The sequence below is a fragment of the Streptomyces sp. NPDC005799 genome, from assembly GCF_040630525.1.
GTDB lineage: Bacteria > Actinomycetota > Actinomycetes > Streptomycetales > Streptomycetaceae > Streptomyces > Streptomyces griseorubiginosus_B.
Window position 1 is genome coordinate 212,100 of record NZ_JBEXXQ010000004.1, and the last position, 20,056, is coordinate 232,155.

16 protein-coding genes are annotated in these 20,056 nt (G+C 70.8%); 11 read left to right on the forward strand and 5 right to left on the reverse strand.

Features of this window, described 5'->3' with window-relative positions:
- Positions 1-50: 50 nt before the first annotated feature.
- Positions 51-689 carry a hypothetical protein gene (locus ABZ453_RS06365; RefSeq protein WP_359012087.1) on the reverse strand — a complete coding sequence of 213 codons (639 nt, stop codon included), beginning with the start codon at positions 687-689 and terminating at the stop codon, positions 51-53.
- 126 nt (positions 690-815) lie between these two features.
- Here ABZ453_RS06365 and ABZ453_RS06370 point away from each other — a divergent pair, with 126 nt between their 5' ends.
- The 6 genes from ABZ453_RS06370 (at position 816) to ABZ453_RS06395 (ending at position 7,276) form a co-directional block, all read left to right on the forward strand.
- Positions 816-2,027: a pyridoxal phosphate-dependent aminotransferase gene (locus ABZ453_RS06370; RefSeq protein WP_356762233.1), complete on the forward strand. Its 1,212-nt coding sequence runs from the start codon at positions 816-818 to the stop codon at positions 2,025-2,027.
- A gap of 101 nt (positions 2,028-2,128) precedes the next feature.
- Positions 2,129-2,545 carry a hypothetical protein gene (locus tag ABZ453_RS06375; protein ID WP_359012089.1) on the forward strand — a complete coding sequence of 139 codons (417 nt, stop codon included), beginning with the start codon at positions 2,129-2,131 and terminating at the stop codon, positions 2,543-2,545.
- 296 nt (positions 2,546-2,841) lie between these two features.
- Complete coding sequence (locus tag ABZ453_RS06380; protein ID WP_359012091.1) at positions 2,842-3,936, forward strand: hypothetical protein; 1,095 nt, start codon at positions 2,842-2,844, stop codon at positions 3,934-3,936.
- 13 nt (positions 3,937-3,949) lie between these two features.
- A complete protein-coding gene (locus ABZ453_RS06385; protein ID WP_359012093.1) occupies positions 3,950-5,161 on the forward strand; it encodes a toxic anion resistance protein in 1,212 nt (403 codons plus the stop codon).
- Positions 5,158-6,687, forward strand: coding sequence for a VWA domain-containing protein (locus ABZ453_RS06390; protein WP_359012095.1), 1,530 nt, complete (start codon positions 5,158-5,160; stop codon positions 6,685-6,687). Before ABZ453_RS06385 ends, ABZ453_RS06390 begins: the two co-directional genes overlap by 4 nt.
- Positions 6,688-6,691: 4 nt before the next feature.
- Positions 6,692-7,276: a hypothetical protein gene (locus ABZ453_RS06395; RefSeq protein WP_359012208.1), complete on the forward strand. Its 585-nt coding sequence runs from the start codon at positions 6,692-6,694 to the stop codon at positions 7,274-7,276.
- Between the two features lie 173 nt (positions 7,277-7,449).
- Here ABZ453_RS06395 and ABZ453_RS06400 read toward each other — a convergent pair whose 3' ends face one another.
- On the reverse strand, positions 7,450-9,273 hold the full coding sequence (locus ABZ453_RS06400; protein WP_359012097.1) for a phosphoenolpyruvate carboxykinase (GTP): 1,824 nt from the start codon (positions 9,271-9,273) through the stop codon (positions 7,450-7,452).
- A 343-nt stretch (positions 9,274-9,616) separates the two neighbouring features.
- On the opposite strand from ABZ453_RS06400, the gene ABZ453_RS06405 reads away from it, so the two are divergent.
- The 4 genes from ABZ453_RS06405 to ABZ453_RS06420 all read left to right on the forward strand — a co-directional run bounded on the left by ABZ453_RS06405 (position 9,617) and on the right by ABZ453_RS06420 (position 13,417).
- Positions 9,617-10,363, forward strand: a complete 747-nt coding sequence (locus ABZ453_RS06405) for a hemolysin III family protein (protein WP_359012099.1) — start codon at positions 9,617-9,619, stop codon at positions 10,361-10,363.
- 112 nt (positions 10,364-10,475) lie between these two features.
- On the forward strand, positions 10,476-12,029 hold the full coding sequence (locus ABZ453_RS06410; protein ID WP_359012101.1) for a DHA2 family efflux MFS transporter permease subunit: 1,554 nt from the start codon (positions 10,476-10,478) through the stop codon (positions 12,027-12,029).
- Between the two features lie 5 nt (positions 12,030-12,034).
- A complete protein-coding gene (locus ABZ453_RS06415; protein WP_359012103.1) occupies positions 12,035-12,667 on the forward strand; it encodes a TetR family transcriptional regulator in 633 nt (210 codons plus the stop codon).
- Between the two features lie 33 nt (positions 12,668-12,700).
- Positions 12,701-13,417: a Mut7-C RNAse domain-containing protein gene (locus ABZ453_RS06420; protein ID WP_359012105.1), complete on the forward strand. Its 717-nt coding sequence runs from the start codon at positions 12,701-12,703 to the stop codon at positions 13,415-13,417.
- Here the strand turns inward: ABZ453_RS06420 and ABZ453_RS06425 are convergent.
- On the reverse strand, positions 13,414-15,450 hold the full coding sequence (locus ABZ453_RS06425) for a thioredoxin domain-containing protein (protein WP_359012107.1): 2,037 nt from the start codon (positions 15,448-15,450) through the stop codon (positions 13,414-13,416). The two genes, ABZ453_RS06420 and ABZ453_RS06425, sit on opposite strands and share 4 nt — an antisense overlap.
- A 205-nt stretch (positions 15,451-15,655) precedes the next feature.
- Between ABZ453_RS06425 and ABZ453_RS06430 the strand changes: the two genes are divergently transcribed.
- Entirely contained in the window at positions 15,656-18,856 is a 3,201-nt protein-coding gene (locus ABZ453_RS06430; protein WP_359012109.1) for a tetratricopeptide repeat protein, read from the forward strand.
- Positions 18,857-18,877: 21 nt separating this feature from the next.
- On the opposite strand, the gene ABZ453_RS06435 is transcribed toward ABZ453_RS06430, so the two are convergent.
- Positions 18,878-19,126: a hypothetical protein gene (locus ABZ453_RS06435; protein ID WP_359012111.1), complete on the reverse strand. Its 249-nt coding sequence runs from the start codon at positions 19,124-19,126 to the stop codon at positions 18,878-18,880.
- A complete protein-coding gene (gene mca / locus ABZ453_RS06440; RefSeq protein WP_359012113.1) occupies positions 19,119-20,000 on the reverse strand; it encodes a mycothiol conjugate amidase Mca in 882 nt (293 codons plus the stop codon). Before mca ends, ABZ453_RS06435 begins: the two co-directional genes overlap by 8 nt.
- Positions 20,001-20,056: the final 56 nt, after the last annotated feature.

Consider the following 20,056-nt stretch of genomic DNA (forward strand, 5'->3'; position numbering starts at 1 on the left):
ATGAACCTACCCAAGGGGCGGAGGAGTTGGGGAACGGCCGGTTCCCGGCCTCACTTGGGGTGCTTCGTGGCGCCCTGTCCCCGGCCCTGCCGGTTGCCGGAGTTGCCCGGGGCCGCGGTGGTCGTGGTGGGAGCCGAGGTGTCGGGGGCGGTGGTTGTTCCGGCCGAGGGCTCCGGTGCGGTGGCCGACGTCCCGGTCGTCGCCGTGCCGCGGGCGGTCGACCCGCTCGCGGTCGCGGGGGCGGACGGCTGCGTACCGGCGGAGGCCGCCGAGGCTCCGGCACCGCGCGGGGACGCCGTGGGTGTCGGGGCAGCGTCCGCCGATGGTGCCGGGCGTCCGTCCTTCCCCTCCGGTCCCCCCGAGGAGGCGCCCGAGAGGGACAGCGCGGTGATCACGGCCGCCGACAGCGCGCCCGCCGCCCCCGCGGCGACCAGCATCCGCCGCCGTCCCCGCGTCCCGCGCTCGCGCCGGCGTGCGGCGGCCCGGCCACCTGCGGGGAGGGCCGGGTCGGTCGCGGGCACCCTGGGCAGCTCCGCCGTCCGGTCGTACGCGTTCTGCCAGCCGTGCGCGACCGCCGGATCCGCGTAGCCCTCGTACGCGGGCGTCGATTCCGGGATCGGGTGGTACACGTTCGGCGGATCCTGCGGGGCGCCGTTCTTCCCGTTCGCGTGCTGAGGTGACCCGGACATGACCGCGCATTCTAGGGACTGGAGGGACCACTGAGACAGCTACCGGCGATAACAGCCCAAACCCAGGCGTCTCGCGTGGTGGAAAACACGGTCCCAGAGGCGTTACCGGGCCGTAAGCTCCCAGACATGCAGGTGATCCAGTCGACCAAGCTCGCCAACGTCTGTTACGAGATCCGGGGCCCGGTGCTCGAGGAGGCGATGCGGCTCGAGGCGGCCGGGCATCGGATCCTCAAGCTGAACACCGGCAACCCGGCGGCGTTCGGCTTCGAGTGCCCCCCGGAGATCCTGGAGGACATCCTCCGCAACGTCTCCACCGCACACGGCTACGGCGACGCGAAGGGCCTGCTGGCCGCCCGCCGCGCGGTCGTCATGCACAACCAGACCCTGGGCATCGAGACGGACGTCGAGCACGTCTTCATCGGCAACGGCGTCTCCGAGCTGATCGTGATGGCGATGCAGGGCCTGCTGGACGACGGCGACGAGGTGCTCGTACCGGCCCCGGACTATCCGCTGTGGACCGCCGCCGTGTCCCTCTCCGGCGGTACGGCCGTCCACTACCGGTGCGACGAGCAGGCCGACTGGATGCCCGACCTCGCGGACATCGAACGCAAGGTCACCGACCGCACCAAGGCCATCGTCATCATCAACCCCAACAACCCGACGGGCGCGGTGTACGACGAGGCGATGATCAAGGGCTTGACGGACATCGCCCGCCGCCACAACCTCCTCGTCTGCTCGGACGAGATCTACGACAAGATCCTGTACGACGGCGCCACGCACACCCCGACCGCCGCGGTCGCGCCGGACCTGCTGACCCTCACCTTCAACGGCATGTCCAAGGCCTACCGGGTGGCCGGCTACCGGGTGGGCTGGATGTCGATCTCCGGGCCGCGCGCGCACGCCGACTCCTACATCGAGGGCCTGACGATCCTGGCGAACATGCGGCTGTGCGCGAACATGCCCGGACAGCACGGAGTGGTCGCCGCGCTGAGCGGGCGGCAGTCCATCAACGACCTCGTGCTGCCGGGCGGGCGGCTGAAGGAGCAGATGGACACGGCGTACGAGCTGCTGACGCGGATCCCGGGGGTGAGCTGCGTGCGGCCGAAGGGGGCGCTGTATCTCTTCCCGCGGCTCGACCCCAAGGTGTTCAAGATCAAGGACGACCGGCGGATGGTGCTGGACCTGCTGCGCAGCGAGAAGATCATGGTCGTGCAGGGTTCCGGGTTCAACTGGCCCGAGCCCGATCACTTCCGGGTCGTGACGCTGCCGACGGTCACGGATCTGCGGGACGCGGTGGGGCGGATCGGGCGGTTCCTGGACGGCTACGGCCAGCCCTAAACCTCCTTCGCGCCACGGATTCGGGGATCTTCTTGGATTCGCTCAACTTTAGACGAAATCTAAGCTAGGATGGTTTCCTGACAGCTTCTGGAGGCCATCCCATGTACGAACCGATCCGCACCAAGTCGGTCCACAGCACGATGGCCGGCACGAGCTCCGACTTTCCGCACCGCTCCCGTGAGGAGGAGCTGGACATCCAGCTCGCGGGACACCTCGCCGCACTGCTCGCCGTGACGGACGAGCTGCATGCGGCGGCTCCCTCCGCCGACCTGGACGAGGCAGCCGAGCGGCTCGCGGAACAGGTGGCCCGGCTGCGAGGCGGGGTGACACCGGTGCGTATGCAGGTGGCCCCGGCCGAAGTCGACCTCACCACCCTGCACGAGCGGGCGCACGCCCTCGCGGGCCGCGCCCTGGTCGTGGCGGCCTCAAGGGCCGACACGGCGGCGGCGATCCTCGCCGCGGAACGCATGGACGCGCACACGGAGGCCCTCGACCCCCGCGAACTCGCGTCCCGCTGAGCCCCACGAGGGCTCCCCCGACGGCCCCGGTCCGCGTGCACCCGCAGCGACGCGCGGACCGGGCGCCACACACTGCGTCGGCTTGAGCCGCGGGTCTTTGTGTCACCGGGTTGTGCAGTGCGGTTGGTCGGGGTGCGTTTCGCCGTAGGGCGTCGTGTCGGCTTGCGGCCGCGGGTTGGTGTGGCTTGTCGCGCCCGCGCCGCGGAGCCGCATATCGATACAGCCCCGCGCCCCTTTCGGGGCGTTGCAGGGCCGGGGCTGGCATGTCACCCTCCGTTCATCCGTCCAGCAGGGGAATGTTGGGTTCCGGGAGCACGCTCCCCGGCGTGAGACGTATCGCAGGAATCGTCCTCGCGGTGTTGCTGATCGGCGGCGTGGTGGCTGCCGTCGTGGCGGGCCGGGAAGCGGACGACAAGGGCACGGCAACGAAGACCGTGCGCATGGTGATCGGGTCCGAGAAGGCGGAGTACTTCGCGGACCCGGCTGTGGTGAAGGCCCTCGCCGCCAAGGGTTTCACCGTGAAGGCCGAGACCTCCGGGTCCTGGGCCATGGAGGGGCTCGACCTCAAGGGGTACGACCTCGCGTTCCCGTCCAGTCAGGCGCCCGCCGTCGAACTGGCCACCCGCTACAAGGTGCAGGGCACCCTCGCCCGCCCCTTCTACTCGCCGCTCGTCGTCGTGGCCCACCGCAACGCCGCCCAGGTGCTCGCGGCCAACGGCCTCGCGACCCTGGACACCGAGCACCGCGGCACCCTGAAGATGGCCGCCTATCTCGACGCCGCCCGCCACGACCGTACCTGGCAGCAGCTCAAGGGGGCGAGCAAGTACGGGGAGTTGACGGGCACGCTCTTCCTCTCCTCCACCGACCCGGAGACCTCCAACTCCGGCGCCCTCTACCTCGCCGCCGCCTCCTACGTGGCGAACGACGGCCGGGTGGTGGCGAGCAAGGCGGACCTCGACCGCACCGAGCCGCTGATGAAGAAACTCGTGCAGGTCCAGGGCGCCCAGCAGTCCAGCTCGGACGCGGTGTTCCGGGACTTCGTCAGCGGCGCCGGCAATCCGCTGGTGGTGGTCTACGAGTCCCAGGTCGCCTCGCTGCTGGCGGGCGGACAGCAGCCCGGTGACCTCGTCGTGCTCTACCCGGACACCACGGTCAACAGCGACCACACCGTCGTGCCGTTCACCGACAACGGCAAGGCGCTCGCCCAACTCCTCTCCACCGATCCGGAGTTGCGCAAGCTCGCCGCGAAGCACGGTTTCCGGCCGCAGGGCACCGCCACCGAGTTCGCCTCGGCGACCACCTATCTGAAGCAGGAACTGACCGGTGTCCGGCAGGCGCCCGTGCCCACCTCCGCGGTGCTGCACGAGATGGCGCGCCGGGCGCGCGGATGACACGGGGGACCCCATGACCAGCTTCAACACCAGTCAGAACAGTGGCAGTCAGCACACCCTGAGCGGGGACGACGTCTTCACGCTCACCCCGCCCGAGGCCGTCGCGCCGGTGCCGCGGGAGAAGGCCGGCGGGCTCGTGCCGGTGGACGACAGCGTCCGTACCGACATGGCCGCGAAGGCCTCCGCCTACGTCGCCGGTCTCGCCGCCCTGGACGCCCGCTCGCCCGAGTTCGCCGGCAAGGTCGGCGAGATCACCGTACTCGGCGCCGGAGAGATGCGGACCGCGGCCGCGCAGTCCAACCGGATGCTGGAACGAACCGTGAAGAGCCTGCCGAGCAAGGGCGGGGACGCCCAGTCGCAGGTCGCCGGCTCGCTGGTCGAACTCCGGCGGGTGGTCGAGGACCTGGACCCGCGGGATCTGCCCGCGAACAAGGGCCGGAAGTTCCTCTCCCGGCTGCCCGGCGGGAACAAACTGCGCGACCACGTCGCCAAGTACGCCTCCGCGCAAGGCACCTTGAACAGGATCGTCGGCTCGCTGCGCGGCGGCCAGGACGAACTGCGCCGGGACAACGCCGCGTTGCAGACCGAGCGGGTCCGCCTGTGGGAGACCATGGGCAAACTGCAGGAGTACGTGGTGCTCACCGAGGCCCTGGACGCGGCCGTGGAGCAGCACGTCGCCGGGATCCCGGACGCCCAGGAGGCCGACGGTCTCCGCGCCGACGTGCTCTTCCCGGTCCGGCAGAAGCACCAGGACCTGCTCACCCAGCTCGCGGTGTGCGCGCAGGGCTACCTCGCCATGGATGTCGTACGCCGCAACAACGACGAGCTGATCAAGGGTGTCGACCGGGCCGCCACGACCACCGTGTCCGCCCTGCGCATCTCGGTGATGCTGGCGTCCGCGCTGGACAACCAGAAGAAGGTCGTCGAGCAGGTCAACGCTCTGCGCGGGACCACGGAGGATCTGATCCGGGGCAACGCGGAGATGCTGTCCACGCAGAGCGGGGAGATCCAGCGGATCGCCGCGGACCCGGCCGTGGGGGCCGAGACCCTGCGCTCGGCGTTCCAGCAGATCTACCGGACGCTGGACGCGATCGACACCTACAAGGTCCAGGCGACCGAGGCGATGGCGACGACCGTCGAGAACCTGACGGCCGAACTCCAGTCGGCCGGCGCCTACCTGGAGCGCAGCCGGTCGCGGGGCGCGCTGGAAGGGGGTCTCGCATGAGACGGACCCTCATCGCCGTCGTGTCGGCGGCGGTCCTGCTGACCGCCTGCTCCTCGGCGCACAGGACCGACCCCGACGCCCCGCGGCCCGGCACCCTGCGGGTCCTCGCCTCCAGCGAACTCGCCGACATGGCCCCGGTCCTGGACCAGGTCCGCAAGGACATCGGCCTCACGGTCCGGCCCACCTACATGGGCACTCTCGACGCCGTGAACCTGCTGGCCTCCGGCAAGGCGGACGGCCGCTACGACGCCGTGTGGCTGTCCTCGAACGACTATCTGCGGCTGCGCCTGGAGGCGGCGAAGAAGGTCGTCTCCGAGACGCCGGTCATGTCGAGCCCGGTGGCCATCGGCGTCCGGACCGCCACCGCGCGGGCGCTCGGCTGGACACCGGAGAACGTCACCTGGTCCCAGGTGGAGAAGGCCGTGCAGGACGGCAGACTGACGTACGGCATGACGGATCCGGCCCGCTCCAACTCCGGCTTCTCCACGCTCATCTCGGTCGCCTCCGCCCTCTCCGGCGCCCAGTCGGCGCTCACCGACGCGGACGTGGCCGAGGCGACGCCCCGTCTGAAGGAGTTCTTCAAGGGGCAGAAGCTGACGTCGGGTTCGTCGGGCTGGCTGGCGACGGCCTACAAGCGGCGCGGGAACGTCGACGCGCTCCTCAACTACGAGTCCGTCCTCAAGGGCATCCCGGGCCTGACCGTGATCCGCCCCAAGGACGGCGTGGTCACCGCCGACTACCCGCTCTCCTCCCTCGCCGCCACCGACGCGGCGACCCGTGAGGAGGTCCGGCGTCTGACCGAGGCCCTGCGCACCCCGCGGATCCAGCGCGAGATCACCGCCGCCACCCACCGCCGCCCGGTGATCCCCTCGGTGCCTCCCGCACCCGGCCTCGACACCACCCGCCGCCGCGAACTCGCCTTCCCCGGCACGCGTTCGGTCGCCGACGGCCTGCTGCACTCCTACGAGAACGAACTGCGCCGCCCCTCCCGCACCGTCTACGTCCTCGACACCTCCGGCTCGATGGACGGCGACCGCCTCAGCCGGCTGAAGAAGGCCCTCGCGGACCTGACCGGCGACTTCCGCGAACGGGAGGAGGTGACGCTGATGGCCTTCGGCTCGGACGTGAAGAGCGTACGGACCCATGTGGTCGACCCGGCCGATCCGCGGGCCGGTCTGAAAGCGATCCGCAAGGACACCGCGAAGCTGTCCGCCGACGGCGACACCGCGATCTACACCTCCCTGGAGAAGGCGTACGAGCATCTCGGCACCGGCGGCGACACGTTCACGTCGATCGTGCTGATGACGGACGGCGAGAACACGACCGGCGTCAAGCCGAAGGACTTCGACACCTTCTACCGCTCACTGACCGGCGCCCAGCGGGACACCCCCGTCTTCCCGATCCTCTTCGGCGACTCCGACCGCAGGGAACTGACCCACATCGCCGACCTGACCGGCGGCCGCCTCTTCGACGCGCAACACGGCTCACTGGACGGCGCCTTCGAGGAGATCCGTGGCTACCAGTAGGTTCATGAGGTTCCTGGAGTCCCGCAAGAACATCGCGGGAAGCGCGGGCGGTCTGGCGGGCCTGGTGCTGACGTTCACGGGGGTCGCCGGGCCGTACTGGCCGGTGGTCGTGGCCGGGCTCTACGGCGCGGGCGCGCTCATCGCCCCGCCGGAACGACCGCCCCTGCCGGACTTCCCGTCCCCGTCGGCCCAACTGCAGGAACTGCGGGCCGACTTCGACAAGCTGGGCACCTATCTGGCGGAGGTCGACCTCCCTCCGGCCGCCGCGGGCCGCCTCACCGAACTGACCGACGTGCTGACCGCGCTGCTGGACCCGGGCTGGGTGACGGAGGTCCTGGCCCAGGACCCGGAGGGCGTCCACACCCTGTCCCGGACGGTCCGCCAGGACATTCCAGAAGCGGTCGACAGCTATGTACGCACCCGCTGGTGGACCCGTATGGCCCCGGGCTCCGAACCCCCGGAACGCCACCTGGAACGCCAGCTCACGCTGCTGCAGGAGGAGGCGGAGAGACTGGCGACGGCACTGCGAGAGACCGAGGCCCGCCGCCAGGAGACGCACACGCGCTACTTGGAAGAACGATCACCTTGAGAAAACGGCGAAGGCCCGCCCCTTCCCTCCCGTCGGGGCGGACGGAAGGACAAGGGCAGGCCCGAGCCGCGCACGCCGTTGTGCGCGGCCTCGCCGTACAACACCGCGGCCGGCCGTGACGATCACTGGTCAGGGCACATCCCAACCGGCCGCGGAGCCTCACGAGCCGGACGTCAGCCCAGCCGCTGCACCAGCGCCCGGTACTCGTCCCACAGCTCCTTCGGCGTGTGATCCCCGAACGTGTTGAGGTGCTCGGGAATCAACGCCGCCTCCTCACGCCACACGTCCTTGTCGACGGTGAGCAGGAACTCCAGGTCGGACTCGGACAGTTCGAGCCCCTTGGTGTCGAGGGCACCCTTGGCCGGGAGGACGCCTATCGGCGTCTCGACACCCTCCGCCCTGCCGTCCAGCCGCTCCACGATCCACTTCAGGACCCGGCTGTTCTCGCCGAACCCGGGCCAGACGAACTTGCCCTCGTCGTTCTTGCGGAACCAGTTGACGTAGTAGATCTTCGGCAGCTTGGACTGGTCCTTGTCCTTGGCCACGTCGATCCAGTGCCCCATGTAGTCGCCCATGTTGTAGCCGCAGAACGGCAGCATGGCGAACGGGTCGCGGCGCAGCTCGCCGACCTTGCCCTCGGCGGCCGCGGTCTTCTCGGAGGCCACGTTGGCGCCCAGGAAGACACCGTGGTTCCAGTCGAAGGACTCGGTCACCAGCGGAACGGCGGAGGCGCGCCGGCCGCCGAAGAGGATCGCCGAGATCGGCACGCCCTTCGGGTCCTCCCACTCGGGCGCGATGATCGGGCACTGCGAGGCCGGGACGGTGAAGCGGGCGTTGGGGTGCGCGGCGGGCTCGGCGGACTCCGGCGTCCAGTCCCGGCCCTTCCAGTCGGTGAGGTGGGCCGGGGTCTCCTCCGTCATGCCCTCCCACCAGATGTCGTTGTCGTCCGTCAACGCCACGTTGGTGAAGACCGAGTTGCCCCACAGGGTCTTCATCGCGTTGGCGTTGGTGTGCTCACCCGTGCCGGGCGCGACGCCGAAGAAGCCGGCCTCGGGGTTGATGGCGTACAGCCGGCCGTCCTCGCCGAAGCGCATCCAGGCGATGTCGTCGCCTATGGTCTCCACGGTCCAGCCGGAGACGGTGGGCTCCAGCATGGCGAGGTTGGTCTTGCCGCAGGCGCTCGGGAAGGCGGCGGCGACGTACTTGGACTCACCGGTCGGCGGGGTGAGCTTCAGGATCAGCATGTGCTCGGCCAGCCAGCCCTCGTCGCGGGCCATGACGGACGCGATGCGCAGGGCGTAGCACTTCTTGCCGAGCAGGGCGTTGCCGCCGTACCCGGAGCCGTAGGACCAGATCTCGCGGGTCTCGGGGAAGTGCGAGATGTACTTGGTGGAGTTGCACGGCCACGGTACGTCCGCCTCGCCCTCGGCCAGCGGGGCGCCCAGCGTGTGCACGGCCTTGACGAAGAAGCCGTCCGAGCCGAGCTCGTCGAGGACGGGCTGTCCCATGCGGGTCATCGTCCGCATGGACACCGCGACGTAGGCGGAGTCGGTGATCTCGACGCCGATCGCGGAGAGGTCCGAGCCGAGCGGGCCCATGCAGAACGGAACGACGTACATCGTCCGGCCCTTCATCGAGCCACGGAAAACACCCTTCTCGCCGGAAAAGATCTCCCGCATCTCGGCGGGGTCCTTCCAGTGGTTGGTCGGGCCCGCGTCCTCCTCCTTCTCCGAGCAGATGAAGGTCCGGTCCTCGACTCGCGCGACGTCGGTCGGGTCGGAGGCGGCGTAGTACGAGTTGGGGCGCTGGATCGGGTCGAGCTTCTTGAAGGTGCCCTTCGTGACGAGCTCCTCGCACAGGCGCTCGTACTCGGCCTCGGATCCGTCACACCAGACCACGTTGTCCGGCTGGGTCAGTTCGGCGATCTCGTTCACCCACGAGACCAGTTCCTGATGCTGGGTGGGAATGACGGGGGGAGCCGCGTTGTCGCGCGCCACGATTGCTCCTAAATGAGGGATTTTGTGTTTGGAGGCCCCGTGGGGGCTGCGGCCCGGATGCTTCGTGGCTGGATCTTCAGCGCTCATCCGGTGCCGACCGCACTCATTTGATCATCCGACGCGAGTGCCCATATGTCCAGAGGGCCTCACAGGTGAGCGGAGTGGGGATCGTCACGTCTCTTTTGTGTGCGACGCGTTTATTTGCGTGCACCTAGGGTTCAAGTGACCGTTTCTTTGCGCGGTACGCGCCGGCCGCCAACCGTCGTGAGATGATGGCCACTCTTGGCCGCTTCTCAGTCCGCACTGATCCGTAACTTACGGTTCCGTAGGTACGATGCGAGGCATGACAGCGCCCGTCCCCGACGCGTCCACCGGAACGCCGGCCGCCGGCCGCGGTTCCGAAGCGCCCTCCATTCCGCATCAGATCAAGCAGCACGCGCAGCAGCTCGCCGAGCCGATCAAGCCGAAGCTCCGCGGCTGGCTGCACCTGGGCATGTTCCCGGCCGCACTCGTCGCGGGCCTGGTCCTCACCGCCCTCGCAGACTCGGCCAGAGGACGCATCGCCTGCGGGATCTACGCGCTGACGGCCTGCCTGCTGTTCGGCGTGAGCGCGCTCTATCACCGGGGCAACTGGACCCCACGCATGGACGGCGTGCTGCGCCGCCTCGATCACGCCAACATCTTCCTGATCATCGCCGGCACCTACACCCCGCTCACGATGCTCCTGCTGCCGGGCGCCAAGGGGCAGTGGCTGCTGTGGGGCATCTGGGGAGCGGCCGCGGCCGGGATCGTCTTCCGGGTCTTCTGGGTCGGCGCCCCGCGCTGGCTCTACACCCCCTGCTACATCGCGATGGGCTGGGCCGCCGTCTTCTTCCTGCCCGACTTCATGCGCACCGGGGGCATCGCCGTCCTGGTCCTGGTCATCGTCGGCGGCCTGCTCTACAGCGCGGGTGGCGTGATCTACGGCATCAAGCGGCCGAACCCGTCACCGCGCTGGTTCGGCTTCCACGAGGTCTTCCACTCCTTCACCCTGGCCGCGTTCGTCGTCCACTACGTCGGGATCTCCCTGGTGGCGTACCAGCACGCCTGACCACTCCACCGCTCCACGCTCATGGCCACGGCTTACCGCCGTGGCCATTTTTCGTGTGCCGGTAAGGACTTTCGATTGACAGTTCCTTGATTTTGATAGTTACTCTCATTTCATGGTTACTGTCACCCCAAACCCACGGCGTTGGTGGGCCCTGGCCGCCCTCGTCGCGAGCATGCTCACGCTCGGCTTCGACACGACGATCCTCAACGTGGCCCTGCCGACCATGGCCGCCGACCTCGGCGCCACCACCGGCCAGCAGCAGTGGATGGCCGACTCCTACGTCGTCGTCTTCGCGGCGCTCATGCTCCCCGCCGGACTCCTCGGCGACCGGTTCGGACGACGGCTGATGCTGATCGTCGGACTCGGGATCTTCCTGACCGGCTCGCTGGCGGGCGCGCTGGCCGGTGATGTGACCTGGGTCATCGCGGCCCGGGCCCTGATGGGCGTCGGCGCCGCCCTGGTCACCCCGCTCGCGCTCTCCGTGCTGCCCACCCTGTTCGCCGCCGACGAGCAGCCCAAGGCGACCGCGATCGTCACCGCCGCCTCCGCGCTCGGCCTGCCGCTCGGCCCGATCATCGGCGGCTGGCTGCTGAACCACTTCTGGTGGGGCTCGGTCTTCCTGGTCAACGTCCCCATGGCCGCGATCGGCATCGCCGCCTGCGTCGTCCTGCTCCCCGAGACCCGCGACCCCGCATCCCCCGAGGTCGACACCGTCTCCACCGCGCTCACCGCGACCGGACTCGGCGCCCTGGTCTACGCGATCATCGAGGCACCCACCCGCGGCTGGGGCGACCCGCTGGTCCTGGCGATGTTCGTGGCGGCCGTCGCCCTCGTCACCGCCCTGGTACTGCGCGAACGCCGGGTGGAGCGCCCCATGCTCGACATGGCGCTCCTCGCCCACCGCGGCTTCCTCTTCAACACCATCGCCGCGACCCTGGTGATGTTCGTCCTGTCCGGCCTGCTCTTCGTGCTGCCGCCCTACCTCCAGGCGGTCCTCGGCAACGACGCCCTCGGCACCGGCCTGAGGCTGCTGCCGATGATGGGCGGCCTCCTGGTCGCCTCCCGCACGGCCCCGCAGGCCACCGTGCGCTTCGGCGCCCGCGCCACGGTCGGCGCCGGCCTGGCGGTGCTGGCCTTCGCCGCGCTCCTCGGCAGCCGTACGACGGTCGACTCCGGCTACGGCTTCACCGCGCTGTGGCTGTCCATCACCGGCCTCGGCTTCGGCTTCTCGCTCATGCCGGCCATGGGTGGCGCCCTGGGCGCCCTGCCCCGCGACCGGGCCGGCAGCGGCTCCGGGCTGCTCATGACGCTGCGCCAGGTCGGCGGCGCGGTCGGGATCGCCCTGCTCGGCAGCCTGCTCTCCGCCACCTTCCAGGACCGGCTCGACGTCACCGGGCTGCCCGCCGGGGCGGCCGACACCGCCGGGGACTCGGTGGTCGCGGCGCACATCGTCGCCGAGCAGGCGCACTCCGCTCACCTGGCCGCCTCCGCGAACAGCGCCTACGTCCACGGCATGGGGCTGGTGCTCCTGGTGTGCGGGGCCGCGGCGCTCGTGTCGGCGCTGCTGGCGGCGGTCTTCCTGCCCGGCACGCAGGCCGCGCCGGAGGGCGTGTCACTGCCGGAACCCCCGGAGATGGCCGCCGAGCAGGCGGATGCCCGACAATGACCGGCATGACGGCCGCCCGATCCCCCCTCTCCCCCGCCGACCGCCCCGGACTCGGTCTCCGTGAACGCAAGAAGATCAAGACCCGCGAGGCGATCCGCACGGCCACCTATGAGCTGATCAAGGAACAGGGCTACGACGCCACCACGATCGAGCAGATCGCCGACCGGGCGGAGGTGTCGCCGTCCACCGTCTTCCGCTACTTCCCCACCAAGGAGGACATCGTCCTCACGGACGAGTACGACCCCCTGATGCTGGAGGAACTGCGGGCCAGGCCCGCCGGCGAGCCGTGGATGGACTCGCTGCGCCACATCATGGAGACGGCGATCGAGCTCACCACCCGGGAAGACCCCGAGATGATGAGGATGCGCGCGCATCTCGGGGTCCAGGTCCCCGCCGTCCGCGCCCGGATGTTCGAGAGCATGTCGGAGACCGGGCGCATGCTGTGCGAGGCGATCGCCGACCGCTCCGGCCTGGAGCCGGACGACCTCCGGGTCCGGGTCTACGCGATGTCCCTGATCGGCGGCCTCATGGAGGTCTCCATGTACTGGGCGGAGAACGACTTCAAGGGCGAGCTCAAGGACCTCATGCACCAGGCCCTCGACGTCATGGAACACGGCCTGCCCACCCGAAACCCCTGAGCCCCGCGCCCCGCGACATGCCATCCTGACCGGGTGAACGGTCCCGAGATCCACGTCGAGTTCGCCCCCGACCTGACCCCGTTCGTGCCGCGCGGCCCGCGCCGGACGCTCGTCACCGACGGCGTCTCCTCCCTCGGCCACGTCGTCGAGTCGGCCGGCGTCCCACTGACCGAGGTCGGCTCCCTCTGGGTCCACGGCCGCGAGGTCCCGACGTCGTACGTCCCCGCCGCCGGCGACGCGGTGGAGGTACGGCCCGTCGCCCGCCCCCAGCAGGTCCCCGGCGCACCCCTCCGCTTCCTCCTCGACGTCCACCTCGGCACCCTCGCCCGCCGGCTGCGCCTGCTGGGCGTGGACACCGCCTACGAGTCGACGGACCTCGGCGACCCGGCCCTCGCCGCCCTCTCCGCCGCCGAACAGCGGGTCATGCTCAGCCGCGACCGTGGCCTGCTGCGGCGCCGTGAACTGTGGGCGGGCGCCTACGTCTACAGCACCCGCCCCGAGGACCAACTCCGGGACGTCCTGGACCGGTTCCGCCCCGAACTGCGGCCCTGGACCCGCTGCACCGCCTGCAACGGCCTGCTGAAGGAGGCCACCAAGGAGGAGGTGGCGGACCAGCTGCACGGCGGGACCCAGCGGTCGTACGACGTCTTCGCCCAGTGCCGGGACTGCGGGCGCGCCTACTGGAAGGGCGCGCACCACGAGCAGCTGGTGGCCATCGTGGAGCGCGCCCTGGAGGAGTTCGCGCGTTAGCCCCGGCCGGCCAGCGCGGCCCGCAGCCGGTCATGGTCGGTGGTCGGGGCGTCGCAGGCGAAATGACGGCAGACGTAGGCGGCGGGCCGTCCGTCGACGAGAGGACGCTCGGCGAGCAGCGGGAACTCATCGCTTCCCGGTGTGCCGACGGCGACCACCGCACCCGGGGAGGTGCCCAGAAGTGCCGTGCGGTGCAGGGCCTTCGTGCCCTCCTCGTCGATCGCCGGTCCGACGATCGCGACCTCCTTCGGCCCGTCGAGCACGGCCTCGGCGACTGCCAGCCCCCAGCCGATGAACCGGGGCACCCGCGGACCGAGCGCCTTCACGACGCCCAACGCCCGCTCGGCGGCGGTGCGATGGGGCTCCGCGCCGGTCTGGGCCGCGTAACTCAGCAGTGCCCCCGCGGCGGCGGTCCAGCCGGAGGGCGTCGCGTTGTCGGTCGGGTCCTGCGGCCGGCGGATCAGCCGCTCGGCGTCGGCGCCGGTGTCGTACAGCGAACCCGACTCCTGGTCGACGAAGCGCGCGAGGACGTGGTCCAGCAGGAACCCGGCGAACTCCAGCCACACCCCCTCCCCCGTGACCGACGCGAGCGCCAGGAAGCCCTCGGCCACGTCGGCGTAGTCCTCCAGCACGCCCGCGTTGGCGCCGACCTGGCCGTCCTTGCTGGTACGGGCGAGGCGGGCGTGCTCGTCGAGATGCAGCCGGACGAGGAGATCGGCGGCGCCGACCGCGGCCTCAACCAGGTCCGGGCGGTCGAAGTAGGCGCCGGTCTCGGCCAGCGCGGCGATGGCGAGACCGTTCCACGCGGCGACGACCTTGTCGTCACGGCCGGGAGCGGGCCGCCCGGCCCGCCCGCCGAGCAGCCGCTCTCGGATGGAGGCCACCTTTCCCGCATCCAACAGACCGTCCTGCTGCGGGAGTTGGAGGACGGACTGACCGTGCTCGAAGGTGCCCTCCTCGGTCACCCCGAAGTACTGGGCGGCGAGTTCGGCGTCCTCGTCCCCGAGCACCTCGGCGAGTTGGTGGGGCGTCCAGACGTAGTACGCCCCCTCGACGTGATTACCCGTCCCGTCGTCGCTGTCGGCGTCCAGGGCCGAGGCGAACCCGCCCTCGTTCGTGCGCAGTTCACGCACCATGAAGTCGGCGGTCTCCAGGGCGACCCGGCGGGCGAGCTCCGAGCCGGTGGTACGCCACAGGTGGGCGTAGACGCGGCACAGCAGGGCGTTGTCGTACAGCATCTTCTCGAAGTGCGGGACCACCCAGTCACGGTCCACGGAGTAGCGCGCGAACCCGCCCCCGAGCTGGTCGTAGATGCCGCCGCGGGCCATCCGCTCACAGGTGTCCGACGCCATCTGCAGGGCGCCCTCGGAACCGGTGCGGGCGTGATGCCTGAGCAGGAACTCGATCACCATGGACGGCGGGAACTTGGGCGCCCCGCCGAACCCGCCGCGCTGCGGGTCGTACTCCCGGGTCAGCCCGAGCAGCGCCTGCGCGAGCTCCTCCTCGCCGGGGATCTCCGTACCGCCGTAGTTGATCTCACGCTGGGACAGGTCCCGCACGATCTTCCCCGCGACCTCCGCCACCTCGTCCCGCCGGTCCGCCCAGGCGACCCGCACCCCCTCCAGCACCTGCCGGAAGGACGGCATGCCGTGCCGCGCGGCGGGCGGGAAGTAGGTACCGAAGTAGAAGGGCTCTGCGTCGGGCGTGAGAAACACGGTCATGGGCCACCCACCCTGCCCGGTCGCCGCCTGCACCGCCTCCATATAGACGGCGTCGACGTCGGGCCGCTCCTCACGGTCGACCTTGATGTTGACGAAGTGGTCGTTCATGAAACCGGCGGTGCCCTCGTCCTCGAACGACTCATGAGCCATGACATGGCACCAGTGGCAGCTCGAATACCCGACGCTCAGCAGAACCGGTCTGCCGGTCTTACGGGCCTCGTCGAAGGCCTCGGCCGACCACGGCCACCAGTCGACGGGGTTGTCGGCGTGCTGGAGGAGGTACGGGGACGTCTCATGGGCCAGTCGGTTCACTCCCCCACTCTCCCACGGGCTCCGGCAGGGCGTAGAAACGCGTGTGAACCGGGCGCGCCCCCTCGGGGGCATGCCCGGCGCGGCCGCCGTCCCGCTCATGCCGGTACGACCCGGCGCCGCACGAGTGATCGCTGCCCTCTCGCGCTCGCGGCCCACGGGAAGGACACTCGTAGGCGAACCAGTTGCCGCCGGAGGGGGACGGGACATGCGGGACGGCCATCGGGCTGATGCCGAACGGCTGTTGGCACGGGCGGTGGAGGAGGAGGTGCGGCGCTCCGGCGGACGTACCTACGGAGCGGTCCTGCTGTCGCGGGCACGCGGTGCGCTGGACGCGATGGCCGAGACGTCCGCCGAGGAGTACGAGGCCTACACCCGCGCGCTGGACGAGGGGGAGGCCGGCCGGCTCTCGTTCGCGCAGCGGTACGCGAAGGAGGGCGCCGGAACTCCCCTGCTGGTGGCGGCCGTTGCCGCTCTCGCAGCCGCCGTCTCCGACCTGGTCCTGGGCACGGACACGGGCACCGCGCTCGGCGCCGGCGTGGCCGTCGGCGTCGTGGCCGCCGCGGCTACGGTGGTCAAGGTGGCCGGCTCCCATCTGCCCGCCGCCCACCATCGCGCCGGCGCCGCCGGCCAGCCCGGCGGCCCCGAACAGCTGCGGCTGCAGTGGCTGACGGCGCTGGAGGTGCGCGGCATCCGCCCGTTCCTGGACCAGCAACGCGTCCTCGCCGCCTCGACCGGCCCGAAGAAGACGGGCCCGCAGCTGCGCGGCACGGACAAGAGCGCGGCGGCCCGCGGGCGGAGCGTGCTCGCGCAGTCGTTCGGCCAACTCCCGGAGCCGGCCGGCGCGTTCGCGGGCCGACGGCAGGAGATGGCGCGGATCCGGCAGTGGGTGCAGGCCTCGCGCGCGACGACGGAGACGCGTCCGACGGTCGTCGTGCTGCACGGTGCGCCCGGCAGCGGCCGTACGACGCTCGCCGTACGGGCCACGCACGACCTGAAGGACTACTTCCGCGGCGCCTGTGTGGTCGATCTGCGCGGCGGCAGCCCGGAGGAGTCGCCCCTGTCCACCCGTGACGCCCTGCTGCATCTGCTCAACCGGCTGGGCGCGCCCCGCGAGCAGCTGCTGTTCCGTGAGCGTTCCTCCCCCGACCAGCAGGTCAAGCGGCTGAGCGAGCTGTACCACCAGCATCTGACGGGTGTCGCGGTGACGATCGTCCTGGACGACGCCTCGGACCCGGAGCAGGTCCGCACGCTCGTCCCGGAGCGCTCCGACAGCCTGGTCCTGGTCACCGCCCGCGAGCCCCTCGCGCTGCCCTCCGCTCTGCCGGCGGACGTCCATCAGCTGCCGGTGCAGGCGCTGGACGCGGCGGGCGCGGAGGAGCTGCTGGAGGCGGCGGCGCAGGACAGTTCCGGACCGTATGACGCGGATTCCGCGGACCGGATCAGACGGTTGTGCGGCGGGCTGCCGCTGGCGCTGAGCATCGCGGGGTCCTCGCTGGGGCCGCGCTCACCGCGCCAACTGGCCACGGACCTCGGGGCGTACGGACCGGTCGAGCCGACGGAGCGGGCGCTGTGGCTGCGCTACACCGACCAGTCGGAGACGGCCCGGCGGCTGCTGCGCCGGCTCGCCCTGGCCGGCCGTGCCTCGCTCGGCGCCGCCGCGGCGGCCTCCCTGCTCGCGACCGACGAGACGGAGGCCACCCGCCATCTGGTGGCCCTGTCCCGCGCGGGCCTGATCGACCATGTGCGGGGCAACCGCTACCGGCTGCACGACCTGGTCCGCTCCTTCGCGCAGGCCCGTCTCCTCGACGAGGAGGACCCGGCCGAGCGTACGGCGGCGCAGGAACGTCTGATCGTGAACTACGCGGATCTCGCCGACTCGGTGCTGCGTCTGGTCGACGGCAACATGTCGACCCGCTCGGACCGCTTCAGCCCGCACGGCTTCACGTCCCTGGACGAGGCGCTGCGCTGGCTGGACGACGAGTCGAGCTTCATCACCTCCACATTGCGGCACGCGGAGGGCGTGAACCAGGCGGCCGTGCTGAACCTGCTGGGCGCCCTGTGCGACTACTGCCTGCTGCGCGGCGACCTCTACCGGCTGGGCGAGATCAGCGAGCTGGCACAGGCCGTCGACCAGGGCCTGCTGGTCCGCTCGGTGCAGTGGCGCACGGGTATCGCCGCGCGTCAGCTGGGCGAGCTGGACAAGGCCCGGACGACCCTGACCTCGGTCGTGGACCTGTACATGGAGGCCCATCACGACGCGGGCGCGGCCCGGGCGCTGTGCTCCCTCGGCATCACCCTGCACCACCAGGGCAACCTGACCGAGGCGACGGCGCGGCTGCGGGAGGCGCTGGAGCTGCAGTCGGTTCCCGAGCTGGCGACGGACCGGGCCTGGACGATGCACGCGCTGGCGGCGGTGGAGCGCGACCGCGGCCATCTGCCGGAGGCGATGCGGCTGCTCACCGAGTCCCTGGTGCTGCACCACGCCGGTGAGTCCCTGCACGGCGAGGCCTGGGCCCACTTCCAGCTCGGCCAGCTCGGTCTGCGCATGGGTGACGTCCCGCGCGCGGAGGCGGAGCTGCGGGCGGCCCTGGACCGCTACGGCCGTACCCGCGACGCCCGTGGCGAGGCATGGGCGCTGACCCAGCTGGCGCGCGCCCGGCTGGTGGCCGGCGATCCCTCCCCGGCGGTCGACGGCCTGCGCCAGGCGGCGGCCCGGCACCGGGAGAACGAGGACGCGCGCGGCGAGGCCTGGACGGTCTACTACCTGGGCCAGGCCCTGGAGGAGACCGGCGACCTGGATCAGGCGGTGCGCGAGCTGGAGCGCTCCCGCACGATGTTCTCCCGGATGCGGGACGTCTACGGCCTCGCGTGCGCCCGGCACCACTCGGCCCGCGTCACCCGCGACCAGCGGGCGGCCCAGACGGGGTCGCTGCGCAACTCCGGCTTCGCCCGCCAGCTCCTGGTCGACGCCCGCGCCGACTTCCAGCGCATCGGCGTCGCCCACGGCGAGGCGTGGACGTGTCTGGAGCTGGCGGTGGTGGACGCGGGCAACGCCCGCACCCAGCAGGCGCTCGCCCTGTGCGACGAGGCGGCGGGCCTGTTCGCCTCCTACGGCGACCGCCGCGGCGAGGACTGGGCCCGCTTCCTGCGCTGCACCCTGCTCCCCTACGCGGCCCCCGGTGGTGTGGAGGTCGGCACCGCGGTCGCCCAGGAGGATCTGACCGAACTCGCCCGCACCGACCACCCCCTGCGCGACGCGAAGCTCGACGACTACGTGGGGGCGTACCAGCTGCTGCTGGAGCGGGGGGTGAGTCTGGAGGCGGGCTGGCAGGCCTGGCGGCTGGGGATGGTGCCCAGCCGGCATGCGCGGGAGGTCATGGGAGTGGCGGTGCCGGCCAGACAGTGACCGGCACCTCCCTCCGCCTCGTCAGCTCTGGCGCGCCTCGGTGTCGGCGGAGGTCTTCGCGGACTCGGCGTCCGGGTCCGTCGGCTCCTTGAACTTGACCTTGCCCATGTGGCGGTTCATGGACTTCATCAGGACCCACACCGCCAGCGCCATCGCCGCGAAGACGATGAAGCCGAGGACGCCGGGGGTGACCTTGTTCTCGTCCACCTCCTTGGCGAGGGGGACGAGGTGCGTCATTGCCAGGCTCACGCTTGCGCTCATGTCAGGCATTGTCCCGGACGCCCGCGAAGAGGTCGTCCTCGGGGAGGGAGGTATCGACGAGGGACTTGGCGAGCTCGTACTCCTCGGTCGGCCAGACCTCCTTCTGGATCTCCATCGGGACCTTGAACCAGCCGCCGTCGGGGTCGATCTGCGTGGCGTGCGCGATCAGCGCCTTGTCGCGGATCTCGAAGAAGTCGGCGCACGGGACGTGGGTGGTCAGGGTGCGCTCGGCGCGCTCGAATTCCGCCCACCGCTTGAGCCAGTCCCCGTACGGCGACTCCATGCCGCGCTCCAGCAGCGCGTTGTGCAGTGCCTCGGTGCGCGGGCGGTTGAAGCCCTGGTTGTAGTACAGCTTCAGCGGCTGGTACGCGGGACCGAACTCGGCCTCCGGGTACTTCTCGGTGTCCGCCGCGCCCTCGAACGCCACCATCGAGATCTTGTGGGTCATGATGTGGTCGGGGTGCGGGTAGCCGCCGTTCTCGTCGTAGGTGGTGATCACCTGCGGACGGAACGAGCGGATCTGCTTCACCAGCTCGCCGGCCGCCTTGTCGACGTCCTCGAGCGCGAAGCAGCCCTCGGGCAGCGGCGGCAGCGGGTCGCCCTCGGGCAGGCCGGAGTCGACGAAGCCGAGCCACTCCTGCTTGACGCCGAGGATCTCGCGGGCCTCGTCCATCTCCTTCTTGCGTACCTCGTGGATGTGCTCCTCGATGTACGTGTCCCCCTGGAGCTTCGGATTGAGGATGGAGCCGCGCTCCCCGCCCGTGCAGGTCACGACCAGCACGTCCACCCCCTCGGACACGTACTTCGCCATGGTGGCCGCGCCCTTGCTCGACTCGTCGTCGGGGTGGGCGTGCACGGCCATCAGTCGCAGCTGGTCAGTCAAGACTCAATCCTTGGTAAGTCGGCGCCCCGGTGTCTTCGGGTGCGATCGGCGGCTTC